General features: G+C 63.9%; 1 protein-coding gene. It reads left to right on the forward strand.

What is annotated here, in order from left to right; genetic code table 11:
- The coding region (glyA, locus tag ACR0NW_RS23960) for a serine hydroxymethyltransferase (protein ID WP_480453306.1) at nt 1–1,270 on the forward strand (1,270 nt) is incomplete at its 5' end.
- Nucleotides 1,271–1,318: the final 48 nt, after the last annotated feature.

Raw genomic sequence — 1,318 nt, forward strand, 5'->3', positions numbered from 1 at the left:
TTTCTTTACCCAGTCTCTTTCGGAGCGTGACCCCGAGCTTTTCGGCTCGATCACGTCTGAGCTTGGTCGCCAGCGCGACGAGATCGAGCTGATCGCCAGCGAGAACATCGTCAGCGCCGCCGTGATGGAGGCGCAGGGCTCGGTGATGACCAACAAATACGCCGAAGGCTATCCCGGTCGTCGGTACTATGGCGGTTGCCAGTTCGTTGATATCGCCGAGAACCTGGCCATCGACCGCGCCAAGGAACTGTTCGGCTGCGGTTTTGCCAACGTCCAGCCGAACTCGGGCAGCCAGGCCAACCAGGGTGTGTTTCAGGCACTGATCAAACCCGGCGACACCATTTTGGGCATGAGCCTGGATGCCGGCGGTCACCTGACCCACGGCGCGGCCCCCAACCAGTCGGGCAAGTGGTTCAACGCGGTGCATTACGGCGTGCGCCAGCAGGACAACCTGATCGACTATGACCAGATCGAGGCGCTGGCGAAAGAACACCAGCCCAAGCTGATCATCGCAGGCGGCTCGGCCATTCCGCGCCAGATCGACTTTGCCCGCATGCGTCAGATCGCGGACATGGTCGGCGCCTATCTGCACGTGGACATGGCCCATATCGCCGGTCTGGTGGCGACAGGCGCGCATCCCAGCCCCTTCCCGCACGCGCACGTGGCCACCACCACCACGCACAAGACCCTGCGCGGCCCGCGCGGCGGCATGATCCTGACCAATGACGAGGCGATCGCCAAGAAGGTGAACTCGGCCATCTTCCCCGGCATTCAGGGCGGCCCGCTGATGCATGTGATCGCGGCCAAGGCGGTTGCCTTTGGCGAGGCGCTGCAGCCCGCGTTCAAGGATTACATCAGCCAGGTCGTCACCAACGCACAGGCGCTGTCGGATCAGCTGATCAAGGGCGGTCTGGACACGGTGACCCACGGCACCGACACCCACGTGGTGCTGGTCGATCTGCGCCCCAAGGGCGTCAAGGGCAACGCCACCGAAAAGGCTCTGGGCCGTGCGCATATCACCTGCAACAAGAACGGTGTGCCGTTTGATCCGGAAAAGCCGACGATCACCAGCGGCATCCGCCTGGGCTCGCCCGCCGGCACCACCCGTGGGTTCGGCGAGGCCGAATTCCGCCAGATCGCCGACTGGATCATCGAGGTTGTGGACGGTCTGGCGGCCAATGGCGAAGACGGCAACAGCGCCGTCGAGGCCAAGGTCCGGGCCGAAGTCGCCGCCCTCTGCGCCCGCTTCCCGATCTATCCAAATCTGTGAAGAGACCCTCTTTGAGACACGCAAACGGCGCCACAATGGCGCCGTTTC

This window comes from Ruegeria sp. CF5 (genome assembly GCF_056537325.1).